Raw genomic sequence first — 17,235 nt, 5'->3', positions numbered from 1 at the left:
CCGGGGCGATCACGCACAGTAACTTCTGCGGCAGTACCCGCGATGTTCGGAGGAGTTTCGTGCCCCAGGTCATGTCCCAGAAGTGCGACCGGCTGTTCACCCTCTACGACGTGGACGGCAACGGCCACATCGACCGCCGCGACGTCGAGCTGATGGTCGCCAAGGTCGTGGGCGGCTGCGGGCTGCAGGCCGGATCGGCCAAGGCCCAGGCCGTACTGGAGGGCTACACGGCGTGGTGGAACGTGCTGGCGGCGCACGCCGACACCGACGGCGACGGCGTCGTCACCCGGCAGGAGTTCCGCACCGCGATGGGCGGGCTCTCCCCCTCCGACCCGGCCCTGCGCGACACCGTGCACGCCGCGGTCCGCACCACGTTCGACGCCATGGACGCCGACGACGACGGCCTGATCCCGGCGCGGGCGCTGCGCGCGATGCTCATCGGTGGCGGCGCCTCCGGGCAGGACGCCGACGAGGCCGTGGCGGTCTTCGACGGCGACGGCGACGGCTCGATCACCCGCCAGGAGTACACGGCGGCCTGGCTGGAGTTCTTCCTCACCGACGACCCCGACGCGCCCGCAGGCAGGATACTCGGCCGGCTGAGCTGAACCCCGCCCGGGGAAAGGCGCCCGCGCCGGGCGGGCGCGGGCGCCTTCGCCGTCAGTCGCCCGTCCTGTCCTGGCGGGGCAGCAGGGCGGCGTGATGGTTGACGGGGAAGACCTTGACGTGGGCGCTCTGGCACCCCGGGCAGGTCGGATCGGCCCAGGGCGGCATGCTGACGACGCCGCTGCGCCGCCACGCGCAGGCCTCGTCGCCCTGGCGGCGGGCCTCGTACAGGTCCTGCCAGGAGTGCAGGCACTTCAGGCAGTGGAACGTCCAGGTCTCCAGGAACAGATCGGTTTCGCGCATGACAGAACACGCTCCGTGCGATGAGTGATGCGAAGGCGGATCGAAGGCGGGAAGAACCGCTCTCCTACATCCGCCACACGCTCAGCCGCGCCAGCACGGTCGCGACCCCGCCCCCGCTCACACCGAGGCGGGCGTGTACGGCGGGCGCCACGGGCGGGGCCGCCTCCTGACAGGCGGCAGGCGCCCAGGAGAGCGTGCCGCCCGTCGTCCTGAACTTCAGCGCCCTGGCGCCGTGGTGGCGCCGGGTCGGCACGGGTGCCGGGCACGACTGGTCGGCCTCGCCCGCGCCGGGCGCCTGCGCGCTCTGCCCGGCCACCGGCCACGCCGGGGCGTGTTCGGCCGGTGCGGGCCTGGCCTGCGGCGAGCACAGGGTGAGCGCGACCACGATCCCCGCCAGCACGCACAGCCACCGCACCACCGCGTGACGGCGTCGCGGGCGGCCGGAGCGCGCATCGGAGATCACCCCAAAAACGCTACATCACTCTGTGTAGTAGGAATACTAACCGAAGGTAATACATCCTGTTCAGGGGCTTGTTTCGGCTCTTGTGAACGATATTCGGTTGCCGGTTGGTAGGGGTTGTGGGTGCAATGTCCGGCACACCGGCTCGTCGTCACACGGGAGACGTCATCGCATGAACACCCCACCCCATGGCCCAACCCCTTCACCAGCGCCCGGACCGGCCGTGCGGATCGGCGTGCTCGCCCCGCTGAGCAGGCCGGGCTGGACCGAGGCGGGGCGGCACCTGCTCGCCGGGATGCGGCTGGCGGCCGAGGAGAACGACGACCGCGGCGTGCCCGTCGAACTCCTGGTACGCGACAGCGCCGCCGACCCGGCCAAGGCGAGCGCCGCCGTCCACGAACTGGCCGGGCTCGGCGTCGCCGCACTGGCGGGTGAGTACCACAGCGTCGCCGCACGCGCCGCCGCCGCCGGGGCCGAGGCGATCGGCCTGCCGTACCTGTGTTCGTCGGCCGTCATCGACGCGCTCACCGACGAGGTCGCGCACGGGGTCGCACGCCTGGCACCGCCGCAGTCGCGCGGCTGGCGCGTCTACGCCGACCACCTGCTCGCCTCAGGGCACCGGCGCGTCGCCGTCGCGGCCGAGGCGAGCGTGTACTGGGCGGCGGGCACACGCATCCTGCGCGAGCACCTCACCCCGCGCGGCGTCACCGTCATCGAACTCGACCTGCGCACGCTCACCCCCGCCGCCCTGTGCGACGAACTGGCCGACAACCGGGCGAGCGCGCTGCTGCTCCTGGCCGGACACCCGCAACCCGCCCTGCCGATCGTCGCCGCCGTACGCGGGGACGGCCGCCTGGCGGGCCTCGTCATCGGCGCCCCGGCCGGGCAGCCGGAGTTCGCCTCATGGGCCGAGGGCGGGGCGCAGATCGCGTTCCTGCGCTACCTGCCCGAGCGCCTGGGCCCGCTCGGCCTGCGCGTCGAGGCCGCCCTGCGCGACCGGCTGGGCGAGCAGCCGTCGTTCGTCGCCTTCGAGGGCTACGACACCGTACTCGTCCTGGCCGACCTCCTGCGCGACCACGGCGCCGCCACCTGGTCGCACGTCGCGGTCGAGGGCAGCAGAGGGCCGATCACCTTCACCCGCACACCGGGCACCGGCGTGTGGCAGTGGGACCTCGCGCCCATCCAGGTCGCCGACCGCGACCCGGGCGACCCGGCACACTTCCGGGTGCTGCACACCGGCTGAGGCGGCAGTGGGCGCTGGCCCCTGCGCGCCGGTCGGAGCCGTGCGCAACATCATCGACGCGGGCCGCGATATCCCTTGCGAGGGTGCGGCACGATGCGGATCGGGGTGGCGGGGAGCACATGCCAGGACGTCGGCGCGGGCGGCTGGTCGCCGTGCTGGGCGTCGCCGGGCTGTGGGCGGGGATGGCCGCCGCGCTGCTGACGAACTACGTGACCGCGGGGCCGCCGCCCGAGCCGTTCGCGTCCATGCCGTGGCTGACGTGGGCGGCGCTGGTGGTGTGCGGGGTGGTCAGCTCGTTCGTGGTGGCCCGCGTGGGCGGGGACGGGCGGCAGGCCGCCACCGCGGGAGGCGACCCGCTCACCGCCAGGGCGCGCGCCCGCGCCGTCGACGACGTACGGCGAGAGGCGCGCGAGCGGACCGAGCTGGGGCTGCCGCCGCTGACCCTGCGCCTGCGCGAGGCCACCGGCCTGGTGCAGGCGCCGATGGACGACGCCGGGCACCTCAGGCTGGCCCCGCGCCACGAGGACGGCATCGTCGCGGTGTTCGACGACCTGCGCGGCTCGATGCTGCTGGTCGGCGCGCCGGGCGCGGGCAAGACGACCGAACTGCACCGGCTGGCCCTGGCCCTGGCCGAACGCGCCGAGGCCGACCCCGCCGAACCGGTGCCGATGGTGCTCGCCCTGGCCGGCCACTCCGGCCTGCGCGCCGCACGCGGCGACACCCGGCGCCTGCCGCTCCGGTCCGGGGCCGCCCGACGCCTGGCCCGCCTGCCGCTGCCGAAGATCCTTCGCCGCCTGGCCCGCGTGCAGGACACCGGCCGCCAGGACGGTACGCCGCACGGCACGGCCGCGCTCGCCGCGCTGACGGCCGAGGACCTCACCGAGTGGATCGCCACGGCCGCGCGGGCCCGCTACAAGGTCCCGGCCGCGATCACCAAGCGCTGGCTGGCCGATGGCGCGCTCGTCCTGCTGCTCGACGGCCTGGACGAGATGCCCGCCGAGGAACGCCAGACGATGGTGCGCCTGGTCAACGACCTGCACGCCGGTGACGCCGCCCCGCCGGTCGTCGTGACCAGCCGCGCCGGCGAGTACGAGAGCCTGCCCGCGCGCCTGCGCCTGGAGGGCGCGGTCCGCATCGAGGCGCTGAGCGCCGATGAGGTACGCGCCTACGCCGACAAGGGCGACGAACGCTTCGAGGCGCTGCGCCGGCTGCTGCGCCAGGACGCGGGCCTGGCCCCCCTGGTGAGCACGCCGCTGTGGCTCGGCATCGCCGCCGGGGTCCAGGCCGGGCACCTGCCGGTGGCGGCACATCCCGGCGACCTGCTGGCCCGCTACACCCAGACCATGATCGCCTCACGCCCGTCCCCGCACGTCTCGCAGGCCAGGGCGCACACCGTGCTGCGCCAGCTCGCCTGCATCGAGGGGGAGGACGACCTGCGCACGGTCTATCGCTGGGTGGAGCCGCCGCTCGCGGCCAAGGCGCTGATGATCCTGCACGGGCTGCCGTGGGTGGGCGTCGCCGTGGTGGCGGCCGGGTTCGCCCGCCCGGCCGCCCAGCTCATGGGCTTCCTCTGGGCGGGCCTGCTGGCCTACTTCGCGCTCGTGGGGCTGGTGATGGCCGCGCACGACGTCTTCGAGCGCCTGCCGTACACGCCGGGCTCACCGGCCAGTGGCCTGCGGCACGTGATCGCGGTGCACGCGGCCGGGCTGGGGGTGGGGGTGGCGGCGGGCGGGGCGATCCTGGCCGGGCAGTGGGCGCTGGGCGAGCTGGCGCGGCCGCTGCCCGGGGCCGCGCGGTGGCTGGTGCTGCTGTCGGCGCTGGTGGCGGTGGCGGCGTGGGCGCTGGTCAGGGCCGGGTCGGCCGAGGGCAGGGTGGCGGGGGGTGTGGCGCTGGCGGGCCTTTCGGCGGTGTGCCTGCTGGTGCCCGGCCCTCCGGCGTTCGCGGTGCGGGCCTACCTCGACCTGCTGGTGGCGTTCGCGGCTCTGGCGCTCACCGTGCTCGGGGTCCTCGCGCACGTGCCCGGCCGTGAACAGCGGGAGCCCGGGCGCGAACGCAACACGCCGGGGTCGGTCAGGACCGTCGCCAGTGTGAGCATCCTGCAGAGCGCCGCCCGCCGCAGGATCGCGGTGGCGGCCCTGGCCGCGGCGGCGCTCGTGGCGCTGACGAGCGAGTCCGGGAGCTTCAGCGGCGAGAAGGCGGCGTGGTGGCTGGCGGCCGTCGTACTCGCCCTGGCCTGGTCGGCCCCGCTGGGGGAGCGGGGGGCCAGGGCTGCGGGGCAGGCCGTGCGCCATCTGAGCATGCGCCTGGCGCTGCCGCTGGGCGGGTGGCTGCCGTGGCGGCTGACGCCCGTGCTGCGCTTCGCCGCCGAACGCGACCTGCTCATCGCCGCACTCGGGCAGTACCGCTTCCGGCACGCGCTCATCAAGGAGCACTTCGCCGCCGTCCCGCCCGCCGGGCAGGAGGCCGCAGACCACGCCGCCGAGCACACCATGCTGGCCGCACGCGTCGCCGCACGCCTGGCCGTACTGCCCGAGCCCGTCGCCATGACCGTGGCCCCTGCGTCCGGCGCCCAGATCCCGGTCACCGCACTCGCCGCCCGGCTGGGCGCCGAGACGCTGCTCCTGGAGCCCCCGTACGGCGGCGGCGACAACGTCCTGACCGAACTGGCCACCGCCCTGCTGTCCAGCGCCACCGCCCAACCAGGCGCCCAGCCCGATGCACAACCCGGCGGACTGCCCGTGCTGGTCGATCTCGGCGGCTGGGGTGGTCCCGCGGAATGGCAGCGCGGTGCCGTACGCGACAATCCGCTCGCCGAACGCCTCATCGCGCGCATCGCCGCCGACCACCACATCTCACCCGGCGCGGCCGGGCGCTGGCTGCGCGCGGGCCGACCCGTCCTGCTGGTCACCGGGCTGCCCGCCAAACCCGCCGTGGTCCTCAGCCACCTGTCCGACCTGCGCGAACGCTACGGCATCCGCTACGCCGCCCTGACGGCCGAGACGCTGAACGGGCCCGACACCTTCACGATCATGCCGCTGCCCGGCGAGGTGCGCGCCGCGCTCGTCACCCCCGAGGTGATCGCCGCCGGAGCCCGGGACATGCGGGTGTGGGACCGGCTCGTCAGGCCCGGCTTCCTGCTCCCGATCGCCCGGGGGCACGGCAGGTACCCGTCGAGGTACGGCATGCCGGCCGGGTTCGTGGCCGAGGGCCTGGCCCGCTCCCGGCACGTGCCGCCCGTGCGGGCGTTGCGCGCCCTGGCCTCCGACGCCCGGGTCCTGCCCTCGGGCCGGGGGCTGTCGCCGATCGGGGCCGACCGGCTGCGACGCCTGTTCCTGCCCCTCATGTACGCCTGCGTCGTGGCCACCGCGCTGGCCTGGCCTCTGGCGCGCGGTCACGGATGGCAGGTCGCGGCGGCGTGGACGCCGCTGGTCGCGTTCGGCGCCTGGGTGCTGAGCGCCGCACGCCATCCGCCGCGCCTCGCCCTGGCCACCGTCACCCCGCGCCTGCGCCTCGGGTACGGGCTGGCCGCCGTGCCGATCGGCGCGCTGCTGGGCCTGGCGGTGCAGCCGTTGGCGCAAGGGTTGTCGGTCCTGGTCCCGGTCGTGGCCGGGCAGTTCACCGAGGCGCTGACCTTCTGCGCCGAGGCGTTGCGCGACGCGTTCACGGCGCTCGGCATGCCGCAGGCCGACATCGCGCTGTGGACCGGGCCCGACGCCAGGGTGCTGGTCGCACTCGCGTTCTGGGCGCTGCTGCCGCCGATCGGCGACGCGCTGGTCCCGGGCGGCTCCTTCGTGGTGGGGTCGCTGCTGCTGGCCGTGACGTTCCTGCTGTTCGAGGGGCTCGCGCCAGCGCGGCTCACCGGCTCCTTCTGGGTGGGTGTGGCGCTCGGGGGCGTGCTCGCCATGCCCGCCGGGTGGCTGATGGCCGCGCCCGCCGCCTCCGACGGCACGCCGGGCGGGCGCGTGCTCCGGTGGGCCGTGGCGCTCGTGCCGTTGGCTGCGCTGGCCGTCGAACGGGGCCTGCTGCCCGCGGTGCCGTACGAGCTGGGGTTGTTGCTGGTCGGGCTGCCTTTCGGGCGGGTGGTCGGTGCCGTGCTGGCCGTGGGGACCCTGCTGCTGTGGCCGTCCGCCTGGCCGCTGCGCTCGTGGCACCACCGTGCCGCGACGCGGGAACGGCTGGCGAGCGCGGATCCGATCGTGCACGCGTTCCTGTTGCGCATCGACCCCGACGAGGGCCTGCCGCCGCCCGCGGAGCACGACATGCCCGTACGGCGGGCGCTGATGGCGAGCGTGGGAGCGGGGATGCGGCAGGCGCACGGCGGGCCGGACCTGCTGCGCCGCTTCGACGCCTGCGACGGCGCGCTCACCCTGGCCGGCGAGCCCGGCGAGCTGGCCCGTCTCGGCGCCGAGCTGCTGCGGCGCGCCGAGGCCGACCCGGCCGCCCCCGTGCCCGTCCTGCTGGCGCCGCGCGCCTTCCCGCATGCCGGGCCGGCGCCGCGCCGGGTCACCTCCTGGGTGGCCGGGGTGCTCGCGCACGAGCACGGCATGGACCGCGACACCGCCATCCGCTGGGTCGGTGAGAAACGCCTGGCCCTGCTGATCGACGCCCGCGCCACCCGCGAGCGCCCGCTGCTGCTGGAGTTCCTCACCGCGCTCGACCTGCCGCACGCCATCATTTCCTGAGTTGCGCAAGCATGCAAGCGTGTGCGAACGTTCATGCGGAGCGATCACCGGGCCGTGCCACCAGGGCGGCCCCACGCGATCAGAGAGGAAACCGTGATCTTCAAACGCATGCTCGGCGCCTTCGGTGTCGGCGGCCCCACCGTGGACACCGTCCTGGCGAGCACCCGGGTCCGGCCGGGCGGCCTGCTGGCCGGCGAGGTACGGCTGGCGGGCGGCGACTTCGACGCCGAGGTCGAGCACATCACACTCGGCCTGGTCGCACGCGTCGAACTCGAACACGCGGGCGGCGAGCACGACGGCTTCGGCGAGTTCCTGCGCGCCCAGGTGTCGGGCCCGCTGCGCCTGCGCCAGGGCGAGGAACGCAGGCTGGACTTCCGGCTCGCCCTGCCCTGGGAACTGCCCCTCACCGAGGTCGCCGGGCGGCACCTGAACGGCATGGCGCTCGGCGTGCGCACCGAGGTCGCCGTCGCCCAGTCCGTCGACAAGGGCGACCTGGACCCCTTCGCCGTCGAGCCGCTGCCCTCCCAGGCGCACGTCCTGCAGGCGTTCGCCCGGCTCGGCCTCTCCCTGCGCTCGGCCGACCTGGAGGCAGGCAGCCTGTACGGCGTGCACCAGGAGCTGCCCTTCTACCAGGAGATCGAGTTCTACCCGCCGCCCCAGCACGCCTCGGCCGTCACCGAGGTCGAGCTGACCTTCGTCGCCTCCCCGCACGGCCTCGAGGTCATCCTGGAGGCGGACAAACGCGCCGGACACCACTCCGGCGACGCCGTCGGCCGCTTCCGGGTCAGCCACGACCAGGCCCTGCACACCGACTGGACCGGCGAACTCGACCGCTGGCTGCACGGCCTGTCCTCCTCACACGGCTTCACCACGCACGGCTTCACCACCCACGACACCTACAGCCACGACTCCCACGGCCACGGTTCCCACGGCCACCACGGCCACGACTCCCACGGCCACCACGAGCAGCACCGTGACGGCCCCGGGTGGGGAGCCGTCGCGGCGGCGGGCGCGGCCGGGCTGGTCGGCGGGTTCGTCGCCGCCGAGGTCGCCGACGAGATGTTCGGCGCCGACGAGGACGAAGGCGGCGACGACTAGAACAGCCGGCCCCCGCCCCCACCTCGCCGATTGCTATATCGCGCAACTAGGAAAACCGATCACGAGGGCGGACTCACCATGGGCGGCGACGCGTGAACGTGGCACTGGGCCTGCTGGCGGTCCTGGTGCTCACCCTGGCCACCGGCTACTTCGTAGCCCAGGAGTTCGCCTACGTCAGCGCCGACCGCCTGGCCCTGTCCCAGCAGGCCAAGGCCGGGGACAAGAAGGCGGCCAAGGCCGTACGGGTGATGGAGCGGCTGTGGTTCATGCTGTCGGGCGCGCAGCTCGGCATCACCGTCACCGCGCTGGTGGTGGGGTTCATCGCCAAACCGGCGCTGGCCGAGCTGATCGCACCCGCACTGCGCGCGGCCGGCCTGCCCGAAGACCTGGTCGGCGGGGTGGCGCTCGCACTCGGGCTGGTCGTGGCGACCGTCGTGCAGCCGGTCATCGGCGAGCTCGCGCCCAAGAACCTCGCCCTGGCCAGGTCCGAACGCCTGGCCAGGGCACTGGCGGGCTCGACGCTGGTGTACCTGACGGTCGCCGGGCCGATCATCAGGCTGTTCGACGCCGCCGCCAACCGGCTGCTGCGCGCGGCCGGGATCGAACCGGTGGAGGAGCTGCACCACGGCGCCACCCTGGAGGAACTGCGCCACATCATCGGCGAGTCGCAGGAACACGGCCAGCTGCACAGCCGCCACGCCGACGTCCTGGAACGGGTGCTGGCCTTCTCCGAGCACACCGCCGCCGAGGTCATGGTGCCCCAGGTGGACGTCGTGGCCGTCGGCGGCGCCGCCACCGCCTCCCAGCTGGGCGACCTGGTCGCCGAGCACGGCCACACCCACTACCCGGTGCTCGGCTCCCGCGTCGACGACGTCGTCGGCATCGTGAGCCTGCGCGACCTGGCCGCCGTGCCCGCCGGGGCCGCCGCCACCACCCTCGTCGCCGACCTGGCCGCCGACGTGCTGATCGTGCCGTTCTCGCCGCCGCTGCCCAGCCTGGTACGGCAGATGCACACCAGCGGGCGCGAGGTCGCCTGCGTGGTGGACGCCGCCCTGCGCATCGACGAGGTCGAGCTGGCCACCGGCCTGGCGCTGCCCGAAGGCGACGACTACGACACCCTGGCCGGGCTGATCGTCTCCAGGCTCGGGCGCTTCGCCGTACCCGGGGACGATCTGGTGCGGGAGCTGCCGCCGACGCGGGTGCGGGTCAGGGTGCTCAGCCTGGCGCGGCACGTGACCGAACGTGTGCTGCTGACGAGCGTTTCGGCGTCGGAGGCGGCCAGGTGATGAGCTGCCGCAGGCCGCCGCGCACGCGGTCGCGTTCGTGATCGCCCTGGCCGTCGTCACGTTCCTGCACATGGTGCTCGGCGAGATGGCGCCCAAGTCGTGGGCCATCGCACACCCCGAACGCTCCGCCGTCGCGCTGGCCTTGCCCTTCCGCGCCTTCACCCTGGTGGTGCGCCCGCTCATCAGCGTGCTGAACGGCGTCACCAACCTGCTGCTGCGCCTGGCGGGCGTACGCGAGGACGAGGGCGCAAGCACGGCGCGCACCCCCGAGCAGCTGCGCCACCTGGTGGAGGAGTCGCGCAGGCTCGGCCTCATCGAAAGCGGCGACTCCGCCCTGCTCGGCCAGACGCTCAGCGCACCCGACACCGCCATCACCGCCCTGCTCGTCCCGGACACGCGCATCGACGCCGTGCCCGCCGACGCCACCGCGCACGACATCGTCTCGGCCGCGCTGCGCACCCGCCGCAACCGCCTGGCCGTACGCGAGGGCGGGCGGCCGGTCGGCGTCGTGCACCTGCGCGAGGCCTACCTCGCCATACGCGCAGGCGGCGACGCCACCGCCGCCGGGCTGATGCATCCCGCGCCGTGGCTGGCCGCCGACGCCTCCGTCGCCGAGGCAGTGGCCGCGCTGCGCGCCGCCCACAGCCAGATCGCCTTCGTCCGCGCGGGCGACGCCGCCCCCGAAGGGCTGGTCAGCCTCGACGACCTGCTCACCACCCTGCTGGTCGCGGCCTGAGTGCGATCACGTTCGGGAGGGGGCGGGCGATGCCGTACGGTGGCAGCACGATCCAGGACGCGTCGAAAGGACCGGGCGTGGCAGCCGATCCGACCCCCGAGGCGCTGAGCGAGGCCGCCGCGCTGTTCGGGCTGCTGGCGGCTCCGGCACGCCTGCACATCATCTGGGCGCTCGCACAGGGCGAGTGCGACGTCAGCGGCCTGGCCGAACGGGTCGGCGGCGCGCTCCCGGCCGTCAGCCAGCACCTGGCCAAGCTGAAACTCGCCGGTCTGGTGCGCTCGCGCCGCGAAGGACGCCACGTGGTCTACCTCATCGACGACGAGGACGTGGTGATGACCGTGCGCCACCTGCTGGGCAGGTCGGCCGGGGCGCCTTCGGCGGAGCGGTTGCGTGGTCTGGGCGCCTGACAGCCCGCACACGGCGCCCGCACCGGGCGCCGCCCCGAGCTCCGGCAGCGTGCTGGAGGTGCTGCGGCGCCTGGACAGCGGCCTGCGCGGCCTGACCGACGCCGAGGCCGACCTGCGGCTGAGCGGGCACGGCGACAACGTGCTGCCCGCCGTACGGGCCCGCTCGTGGCCGCGCCGCCTGGCCTCGGCGCTGCGCGACCCGTTCGTGCTGGTCCTGCTGGGCCTCGGCGTCGTCTCCGCGCTGATCTCCGCCTGGGGCACGGCCTGCGTGATCGTCATCCTGGTCGCGGTCAGCTGTGTGCTGCGCGCGGCCGGCGAACGCGCGGCAGACCGTTCGACCGCGGCGCTGCGCCGCCTGGTGGCCACGACCGCAACGGTCCTGCGCCGCACGGCCGAGCGCGAGGCCGCCACCGCACGAGAGGTCCCCGCCGACCAGCTCGTGCCCGGCGACGTGATCAAGCTCGGGCCCGGCGACCTGGTCCCCGCCGACGTGCGGCTGCTGCGGGCCAAGGGGCTGACCGTGCACCAGGCCGCCCTCACCGGCGAGTCGGCCCCCGCCCCCAAACACGCGGCCGACCTGCCCGAAGGCGAGGCTCATCTGTGCTGGCAGGGCAGCAGCGTCGCCTCCGGCAGCGCGCTGGCCGTCGTCGTCGCCACCGGCGCCGCCACCCGCCTGGCGGGCAGCGGGCGGCCGTCTCGGGCGCGTCCTTCGCCGTTCAGGCGCTCGGTCAACGGCATCTCCTGGCTGCTGCTGCGCCTGACGCTGCTCATCCCGCCGATCGCGCTGCTGGCCAACGAGGTGGTGCACGACCGGGGGCCGCAGGCGCTGCCGTTCGCGCTGGCGGTCGCCGTCGGGCTGACGCCCGAGATGCTGCCCGTCATCGTCACCACCGTGCTCGCGCGCGGCGCCGCCGTCCTGGCCCGCGAGCGCGAGGTGATCGTACGGCGGCTGCCCGCCCTGCACGACCTGGGCGCCGTCGACGTCCTGTGCACCGACAAGACCGGCACGCTCACCTGCGACCGGCCCGAGGTCGAACGCAGCGTCGACGCCGGAGGCCGGGCCGACGCCCAGGTGCTGCGGCTGGCGGCGGCCAACGCCTTCTGGACGTTGCACCTGGCCGACCTGCCCGCACCCGACGCCCTCGACGAGGCCATCCTGCGCGCCTGCGACGACATCGCGCACGACAGGGCCGAAGGGGTGGACGCGCTCGGCTTCGACCCGGTGCGCCGCCTTTCGGCCGCACTCCTGGCCGTGCCGGGACGGCCGCACACCCTGGTGATCAAGGGGGCGGTCGAGGAGGTGCTGGCCCGCTGCGCCCTGCACGGCCCCGCCCGCGAGCGCGCCCGCGCGCACGCCGAACGGCTGGCCGCCGAAGGCCTGCGCGTCCTGGCCGTGGCGAGCGGGACCAGGCCCGCCGGGCACCGGGTCAGCGGCGACGAACGCGACCTCGACCTGGCCGGTTTCGTCGGCCTGCTGGACCGGCCCGCCCCCGACGCCGCCCGTGCGCTCGGCGCGCTGGCCCGGCGCCGGGTGGAGGTCAAGGTCCTCACCGGCGACCACGCCGCCACCGCCGCCCGCGTCTGCCGCGACCTCGGGCTGCGGCCCGGCCCGGTCGTCATCGGCGCGGACCTGGACGCGCTCGGCGACGACGAACTGGCCGACCTGGCCGTGCGCACCACCGTGTTCGCCCGCTGCACCCCCGCGCACAAGGCCCGCCTCGTGCACGCGCTGCGCCGCAGCGGCCGGGTCACCGGCTTCCTCGGCGACGGCGTCAACGACCTGCCCGCGATCGGCGCCGCCGACGTCGGCATCTGCCCGCGTGAGGCCGTCGACGTCACCCGGGAGGCGGCCGACGTGGTGCTGGCCGCGAAAGACCTCACCGCCATCGACGCGGCCATCGCCGTCGGCAGGGCCAGCACCGGCAACCTCGTCACCTACCTGCGGGTGGCGCTGTCGTCGAACTTCGGCAACGTGATCGCCATGGTCACCGCGGGCGTGCTGCTGCCGTTCCTGCCCATGTCGCCAGGCCAGGTGCTGGTGCAGAACCTCTGCTTCGACGCCGCCCAGCTCGCCTTCGCCTTCGACCGGCCAGACACCGCCGTCACCCGCCGCCCCGCCCGGCTGCGCCCGCGCGGCATCCTGGCCTTCATCGCCGCCTTCGGCACCCTCAACGCCCTGGCCGACCTGGCCACCTTCGGTGTCCTGCGCCACGCCCTGCCCTCCGGTGAGGAGGCCGCCTTCCACACCGGCTGGTTCGTGGAGAACCTCTTCACCCAGGCCCTGGTCATGCTCCTGCTGCGCCCCACCCTGCGCGTCTCGCGCCCCCTCGGCCTGGCCACCGCCGGGCTGGTCGCCGTCGCGCTGCTGGTGCCGCTCGCACCCGTGGGGCCGCTTCTGGGCCTGACGACCCTCCCGGCGCAGTACTACGTGCTGCTCGGCGTCATCGTGCTGCTGTACGGGGCGGCGCTGGCGATGCTGGCACGCGGGGGAGCGGGAAGGGGCGAGCAGGCGTGCCGATCGACGACGTGAAGCACGACGAGGCGCTCGCCGGGCTCAGCGGTTGACGAACACCGCCGGGCGTTTCTCGGTGAAGGCCGCCATGCCCTCCTTCTGGTCGGCGGTGGCGAAGGTGGCGTGGAAGAGGCGTCGTTCGAAGCGGACGCCTTCGGCCAGGGTGGTCTCGAAGGCGCGGTTGACGGCCTCCTTGGCCATCATCGCGATCGGCGTGGACATGGCGGCGATGGTGTCGGCCACCGACAGCGCCTCGGTCAGCAGGTCGGCGGCGGGCACGATCCTGGACACCAGCCCGGCGCGTTCGGCCTCGGCGGCGTCCATGGTGCGGCCGGTCAGGCACAGCTCCATCGCCTTGGCCTTGCCGACCGCGCGGGTCAGCCGCTGGGAGCCGCCGATGCCGGGCACGACGCCGAGCTTGATCTCCGGCTGCCCGAACACGGCCGTGTCGGCGGCCAGCAGCACGTCGCACATCATGGCCAGCTCGCACCCGCCGCCGAGCGCGTACCCGGCCACGGCCGCGACGGTCGGCTTGCGTACCTGGGCGAGCCGGTCCCAGGCGGCGAACCAGTCGCTGAGATAGACGTCCATGTAGTCGTGCGGGCGCATCTCCTTGATGTCGGCCCCGGCGGCGAACGCCCGCCCGGACCCGGTGATCACCACACAGCCGATGCCGGGATCGCGGTCGAAGGCGCCGGCCGCCTCCACGACCTCGTCCATCAGCCGCAGGTTGAGCGCGTTGAGCGCCTGCGGCCGGTTGAGGGTGATGAGGCCGACCCGGCCCCTGGTCTCGACGATGACGGTCTCGTAGGTGCTCATGAGCGCTCCCTGATGGCGTTGACGACCGCGGAGAAGTCCTGGGCGGCCCCGGCGCCCTCGGCGAAGGCCGCGTAGATCCGCTCGGCGTGCAGCCCGATCTCGGCGGCGACCCCGTGCGCCCGTACGGCGGCGGCGGCCAGGCCCAGGTCCTTGGCCATGAGCGACCCGGCGAACCCGGGCCGGTAGTCGTGGTTGGCGGGGCTGGCGGGCACCGGGCCGGGCACCGGGCAGTTGGCGGTCAGCGCCCAGCACTGCCCGGAGGCGGCCGACGCCACGTCGTACAAGGCCTGGTGGGAGAGGCCGAGACGCTCGCCCAGCACGAACGCCTCGCTGACGGCGATCATCGAGGCGCCCAGGATCATGTTGTTGCAGATCTTCGCCGCCTGCCCGGCGCCGGGACCGCCGCAGTGCACGACCCGGCGGCCCATGGCGGAAAGGACCGGTTCGGCGGCGGCGAAGTCGGCCTCGCCCGCGCCCACCATGAACGTCAGCGTCGCCGCGCCCGCGCCCGCCACACCGCCCGAGACCGGCGCGTCCAGCGCCCGATGCCCGGCCGCGACCGCCAGGGCCGCCGCCTCGCGCGCGTCGGCCACGTCGACGGTCGAGCAGTCGGCCAGCAGCGTGCCCGGCCGAAGGGCGGGAAGGATGCCGGCGTAGCAGCTCAGGACGTGCCGTCCGGCGGGCAGCATGGTGATGACCAGCTCCGCCGCCTCGACGGCGTCGCCCGCCGACGCGGCGGCCCGTACCCCGAGCGCGCTCGCCGCCCGCAGGGCCTCGGTGTCGAGGTCGAAGCCGTGCACGTCGTGGCCCGCCTTGGCCAGGTTGCCCGCCATGGGGGTGCCCATGTTGCCCAGGCCGATGAAGGCGATCCTCATGACGGCCCCAGCCCCCTGTCACCGAATGACGCTCCCAGCCCCCTGTCGCCGGACGACAGTCCCAGCTCCCCGTCGCCGAGGGGGGCGAAGAAGGCGGCGATCTCCCCGGCGGAGGCGGCCTGCGCCCAGCGCGGCGACCTGTCCTTGTCGATGACCTGGGCGCGGATGCCCTCACGCAGGTCGGGGTGGGCCAGCGCACGGCAGGAGACGCGGTACTCCTGGTCGAGCACCTCCCCGAGCGAGCCGAGCAGCCCGGCGCGCCGCACGGCCCGCAGCGTCACGCGCAGCGCGGTCGGCGCCTTGGCCGCGATCTGCTCGGCCGCCTCCTTGGCCGCGCCGTCGCCGCCGGCCAGCAGCTCCTCGACGATCTCCGGAACGCTCTCGGCCGCGTAACAGGCGTCGATCCAGTCGCGCCGCCCCGGCAGCACCGCGGCGGGCGGCGGCTCGGCCCAGGCCCGCAGCGCCCCCGCGACGCCGTCCTGGACCAGCGCCCGCTGGAAGGCCGGCAGCGCGGCCGAGGGCACGAAGTGGTCGGCGAGCCCGCAGGCGATGGCGTCTCCCGCCCCGATCGCGGCCCCGGTCAGCGCGAGATGCAGCCCGATCTCGCCCGGCGCGCGCGAGAGCAGGTACGTGCCGCCCACGTCGGGCACCAGCCCGATCCCGACCTCGGGCATCGCCAGCCGGGTGCGTTCGGTGACCACCCGCACGCTGCCGTGCGCCGAAACCCCGACGCCGCCCCCCATCACCAGCCCGTCCATGAGCGCCACGTACGGCTTGGCGTAGGCGGCGACATGGGCGTTGAGCCGGTACTCGTCGCGCCAGAAGGCGGGGGTGGCCAGGCCGCCTTCGCCGATGTCGTGGTAGATCGAGCGGATGTCGCCCCCGGCGCACAGGCCGCGCTCGCCCGCGCCGCTGATCAGCACGGCCTCGACCGCGTCGTCGCCCTCCCAGGCGCGCAGGGCGGCGTCGATGTGGCGGACCATCTCGTGGGTCAGCGCGTTGATGGCCTTGGGGCGGTTGAGCAGGATGTGGCCGACCGGTCCGGAGCGTGTGGTCTCGATGTCCATCAGGCGGCCCCGATCAGGCCTCGGGCGACGATGACGCGCATGATCTCGTTGGTCCCTTCGAGGATCTGGTGCACCCGCAGATCGCGCACGATCTTCTCGATGCCGTACTCGGTGAGATAGCCGTAGCCGCCGTGCAGCTGCAGAGCCCGGTCGGCCACGGCGAACCCGGTGTCGGTGACGAAACGTTTGGCCATCGCGCACAGTTCGACCGCCTTGGGGTCGCCCTCGTCGAGCGCCGTCGCCGCCCGCCACAGCAGCGCGCGTGCGGCCTCCAGCTCGGTGGCCATGTCGGCCAGCTGGAACTGCAGCCCCTGCGCCTGCGACAGCCGGGCGCCGAAGGCGTGCCTGTCGCCCAGGTAGGCGGTGCTGGCCTCCAGCGCCGCGCGCGCACCGCCGAGCGAGCAGGCGGCGATGCCGAGCCTGCCGCCGTTGAGGCCGCTCATCGCGATGCGGAAGCCGTCGCCCTCGCCGCCGAGCAGCCGGTCGGCGGGCACGCGCACGCCGTCGAGCACGACCTGGCGGGTGGGCTGGGCGTTCCACCCCATCTTCTCCTCGTTGCCGCCGAAGGACAGGCCGGGGTCGTCGCGTTCGACGACGAACGCCGACACCCCGTGCGCGCCGGAGGCTCCGGTGCGGGCCATGACGACATAGACCTGGGAGGCGCCCGCCCCCGAGACGAACTGCTTGACGCCGTCCAGGACGTAGTGGCCGCCGTCGCGCACCGCCCGGGTGGCCAGGGCCGCGGCGTCGGAACCGGCGCCGGGCTCGGTCAGGCAGTAGCTGGCCAGCGAGCGCATCGCACACAGGCCGGGCAGCCAGCGGGCGCGCTGGGCGGCGCTGCCGTACCGGTCGATCATCCAGGCGACCATGTTGTGGATGGAGAGGTACCCGGCGATGGAGGGGCAGCCGGTCGCCAGCGTCTCGAAGATCAGCGTGCCGTCGCGCCTGGACAGCGCCGAGCCGCCCGACTCCTCACCGACGTACACGCCGCCGAGACCGAGCTCGGCCGCCTTGACCAGCACGTCGACGGGGAAGTGCTTGCGCCGGTCCCAGTCGATGGCATGCGGCGCCAGGTGCTCGCGGGTGAACTCGCCGACCGCCTGCACGATCGCCGTCTGCTCCTGCGTGAGCGCGGGCATCGGCC

At 74.7% G+C, this 17,235-nt stretch carries 14 protein-coding genes; 8 read left to right on the top strand and 6 right to left on the bottom strand.

The features are described 5' to 3' along the window. Positions 1-59 precede the first annotated feature (59 nt). Positions 60-605, top strand: coding sequence for an EF-hand domain-containing protein (locus tag ACTWNK_RS23485; RefSeq protein ID WP_474306624.1), 546 nt, complete (start codon positions 60-62; stop codon positions 603-605). Positions 606-657: 52 nt separating this feature from the next. Here ACTWNK_RS23485 and ACTWNK_RS23480 read toward each other — a convergent pair whose 3' ends face one another. Both ACTWNK_RS23480 and ACTWNK_RS23475 read right to left on the bottom strand, forming a co-directional pair. Then, a complete protein-coding gene (locus tag ACTWNK_RS23480; protein WP_474306623.1) occupies positions 658-906 on the bottom strand; it encodes a hypothetical protein in 249 nt (82 codons plus the stop codon). Between the two features lie 64 nt (positions 907-970). Then, entirely contained in the window at positions 971-1,369 is a 399-nt protein-coding gene (locus ACTWNK_RS23475; protein ID WP_474306622.1) for a hypothetical protein, read from the bottom strand. A 220-nt stretch (positions 1,370-1,589) separates the two neighbouring features. Between ACTWNK_RS23475 and ACTWNK_RS23470 the strand changes: the two genes are divergently transcribed. From ACTWNK_RS23470 to mgtA, 7 genes are all read left to right on the top strand, one after another. Then, positions 1,590-2,609, top strand: coding sequence for an ABC transporter substrate-binding protein (locus ACTWNK_RS23470; RefSeq protein ID WP_474306621.1), 1,020 nt, complete (start codon positions 1,590-1,592; stop codon positions 2,607-2,609). Between the two features lie 119 nt (positions 2,610-2,728). Next, positions 2,729-7,291 carry a hypothetical protein gene (locus tag ACTWNK_RS23465; RefSeq protein ID WP_474306620.1) on the top strand — a complete coding sequence of 1,521 codons (4,563 nt, stop codon included), beginning with the start codon at positions 2,729-2,731 and terminating at the stop codon, positions 7,289-7,291. Between the two features lie 93 nt (positions 7,292-7,384). After that, positions 7,385-8,389, top strand: a complete 1,005-nt coding sequence (locus tag ACTWNK_RS23460) for a sporulation protein (RefSeq protein ID WP_474306619.1) — start codon at positions 7,385-7,387, stop codon at positions 8,387-8,389. A gap of 92 nt (positions 8,390-8,481) precedes the next feature. Then, positions 8,482-9,675, top strand: a complete 1,194-nt coding sequence (locus tag ACTWNK_RS23455; RefSeq protein ID WP_474306618.1) for a hemolysin family protein — start codon at positions 8,482-8,484, stop codon at positions 9,673-9,675. A gap of 4 nt (positions 9,676-9,679) precedes the next feature. After that, positions 9,680-10,411: a CNNM domain-containing protein gene (locus ACTWNK_RS23450; protein WP_474310966.1), complete on the top strand. Its 732-nt coding sequence runs from the start codon at positions 9,680-9,682 to the stop codon at positions 10,409-10,411. A 77-nt stretch (positions 10,412-10,488) separates the two neighbouring features. Next, positions 10,489-10,818: an ArsR/SmtB family transcription factor gene (locus ACTWNK_RS23445; RefSeq protein ID WP_474306617.1), complete on the top strand. Its 330-nt coding sequence runs from the start codon at positions 10,489-10,491 to the stop codon at positions 10,816-10,818. Then, complete coding sequence (gene mgtA / locus ACTWNK_RS23440; protein WP_474306616.1) at positions 10,802-13,348, top strand: magnesium-translocating P-type ATPase; 2,547 nt, start codon at positions 10,802-10,804, stop codon at positions 13,346-13,348. The genes ACTWNK_RS23445 and mgtA overlap by 17 nt, the downstream gene beginning before the upstream one ends. A 24-nt stretch (positions 13,349-13,372) precedes the next feature. Here the strand turns inward: mgtA and ACTWNK_RS23435 are convergent, their stop codons facing one another. Genes ACTWNK_RS23435 through ACTWNK_RS23420 form a run of 4 tightly spaced genes read right to left on the bottom strand, consistent with a single transcriptional unit; the run spans position 13,373 to position 17,230 of the window. Then, positions 13,373-14,149 (bottom strand): enoyl-CoA hydratase, encoded by a 777-nt coding sequence (locus ACTWNK_RS23435; protein ID WP_474306615.1) that lies wholly within the window; start codon positions 14,147-14,149, stop codon positions 13,373-13,375. Beyond that, on the bottom strand, positions 14,146-15,024 hold the full coding sequence (mmsB, locus tag ACTWNK_RS23430; protein ID WP_474306614.1) for a 3-hydroxyisobutyrate dehydrogenase: 879 nt from the start codon (positions 15,022-15,024) through the stop codon (positions 14,146-14,148). Before mmsB ends, ACTWNK_RS23435 begins: the two co-directional genes overlap by 4 nt. Then, entirely contained in the window at positions 15,021-16,091 is a 1,071-nt protein-coding gene (locus tag ACTWNK_RS23425) for an enoyl-CoA hydratase/isomerase family protein (protein ID WP_474306613.1), read from the bottom strand. Before ACTWNK_RS23425 ends, mmsB begins: the two co-directional genes overlap by 4 nt. Further along, the gene (locus ACTWNK_RS23420; protein WP_474306612.1) at positions 16,091-17,230 is read right to left on the bottom strand and encodes an acyl-CoA dehydrogenase family protein; all 1,140 of its coding nucleotides are present in this window, start codon (positions 17,228-17,230) and stop codon (positions 16,091-16,093) included. The genes ACTWNK_RS23425 and ACTWNK_RS23420 overlap by 1 nt, the downstream gene beginning before the upstream one ends. Positions 17,231-17,235 lie beyond the last annotated feature (5 nt).

Source organism: Nonomuraea sp. IBHARD001 (genome assembly GCF_056106265.1).
The sequence above is the reverse complement of the archived record's forward strand: the minus strand, read 5'-3'. Positions and strand labels throughout refer to the sequence as shown.

Excerpts from the sequence above, each read along its gene's own strand:
- ACTWNK_RS23480 (WP_474306623.1), bottom strand. The coding sequence starts at position 906 with ATGCGCGAAACCGATCTGTTCCTGGAGACCTGGACGTTCCACTGCCTG.
- ACTWNK_RS23465 (WP_474306620.1), top strand. The coding sequence starts at position 2,729 with ATGCCAGGACGTCGGCGCGGGCGGCTGGTCGCCGTGCTGGGCGTCGCC.
- ACTWNK_RS23435 (WP_474306615.1), bottom strand. The coding sequence starts at position 14,149 with ATGAGCACCTACGAGACCGTCATCGTCGAGACCAGGGGCCGGGTCGGC.
- mmsB (WP_474306614.1), bottom strand. The coding sequence starts at position 15,024 with ATGAGGATCGCCTTCATCGGCCTGGGCAACATGGGCACCCCCATGGCG.
- ACTWNK_RS23425 (WP_474306613.1), bottom strand. The coding sequence starts at position 16,091 with ATGGACATCGAGACCACACGCTCCGGACCGGTCGGCCACATCCTGCTC.
- ACTWNK_RS23420 (WP_474306612.1), bottom strand. The coding sequence starts at position 17,230 with ATGCCCGCGCTCACGCAGGAGCAGACGGCGATCGTGCAGGCGGTCGGC.